This window comes from Leisingera sp. F5, assembly GCF_001593695.1.
Genome location: NZ_LUKH01000705.1, coordinates 1 through 1,824 on the forward strand (window position 1 = coordinate 1; position 1,824 = coordinate 1,824).

Here is a 1,824-nt window from a genome sequence, read left to right on the forward strand (position 1 = left end):
CGTCCTACCTGGACTATGCCATGTCGGTCATCGTCAGCCGTGCCATCCCGGACCTTAGGGACGGGCTGAAACCGGTTCACCGGCGCATTCTCTATGCAATGCACGAATCCGGCAACACACATGACAAGTCTTACCGCAAATCGGCCCGCCCTGTTGGCGACGTGATGGGTAAGTACCACCCGCACGGTGACAGCGCGATTTATGACGCGCTGGTGCGGATGGCGCAGGACTTCTCAATGTCGCTGCCGCTTCTGGACGGCCAGGGCAACTTTGGCTCGATGGACGGCGATAACCCGGCCGCCATGCGTTACACCGAAGTGCGGATGGACAAACCGGCAGCCTTCCTGCTGTCTGACATCGACAAGGAAACCGTCGATTTCCAGGACAACTATGATGGCAAGGACCGCGAACCGACGGTTCTGCCGGCCCGGTTCCCGAATATGCTGGTCAATGGCGCCGGCGGTATTGCGGTCGGCATGGCCACCAACATCCCGCCGCACAACCTCGGCGAAGTGATTGATGCCACCCTGGCGCTGATCGACGATCCCGACCTGACCAGCGAACAGCTGATCGATTACGTGCCCGGCCCGGACTTTCCGACCGGCGGCGTGATGCTGGGACGCTCCGGTGCCCGCAAGGCTTATCTTGAAGGCCGCGGCAGTGTGGTTATCCGTGCCAAGACCCGCACCGAGGAAATCAGGAAAGACCGCTATGCCATTGTTGTGGATGAGATTCCCTATCAGGTGAACAAGGCGGCAATGATCGAAAAGATCGCCGAGCAGGTGCGCGACAAAAAGATCGAAGGCGTCGCCCATGTGCAGGACGAATCCGATCGCAACGGCGTGCGTGTGGTGGTTGAGCTTAAGCGCGACGCGACCCCCGAAGTGGTGCTGAACCAGCTGTACCGCTTCACGCCGATGCAGACATACTTTGGCTGCAACATGCTGGCGCTGAATGGCGGCCGCCCGGAACAGCTGACGCTGCGCCGGTTCCTGACCTCCTTCATCGACTTCCGCGAAGACGTGGTGGCGCGCCGCACCGCGTATCTGCTGCGCAAGGCCCGTGAACGCAGCCACATCCTGTGCGGCCTGGCCGTTGCGGTCACCAATATCGACGAAATCGTCACCACCATCCGCCAGTCTGCTGATGCGGCCGAGGCGCGCGAAAAGCTGATGACCCGCCGTTGGCCGGCCCAGCCGATCCTGGAATACATCGCGCTGATTGATGATCCGACCCATACCGCCAATGACGACGGCACCTATAACCTGTCGGAAACCCAAGCCCGCGCGATCCTTGAGCTGCGGCTGCAGCGCCTGACGCAGATCGGCGTGAAAGAGGTCACCGACGAGCTGGAAGAGCTGGCCCGTAAGATCAAGGAATACCTTGAGATCCTGTCGTCGCGCGAGCGCATCATGGGCATCATCGGGGATGAGCTGCGCGAAGTGCGCAACAACTTCGCCGTGCCGCGCCGCACCGAGATTGTCGACTGGTCCGGCGACATGGAAGACGAAGACCTGATCGAGCGCGAGGACATGGTGGTTACCGTGACCTCCGGCGGCTATATCAAGCGCACTCCGCTGGCTGATTTCCGATCGCAAAAGCGCGGCGGTAAAGGTGTATCGGGTATGCAAACCAAAGAAGAGGATGTGATCACCACCCTCTTTGTAGCCAATACCCATACCCAGCTGTTGTTCTTCACCACCGACGGCATGGTCTACAAGCTGAAGACCTGGCGCCTGCCGCAGTCCGGACGCACCGGCAAAGGCAAGGCCATCGTCAACATCCTGCCGATCCCGACAGGGGTATCCATTGCCGCGATCATGC

Annotated in this window: 1 protein-coding gene; it reads left to right on the plus strand. The window is 60.6% G+C overall.

The window, feature by feature from the left end; genetic code table 11:
* Positions 1–1,824, plus strand: a 1,824-nt coding sequence (gene gyrA / locus A2I95_RS35025; RefSeq protein WP_291737172.1) for a DNA gyrase subunit A, incomplete at both ends; no start/stop codon positions are given.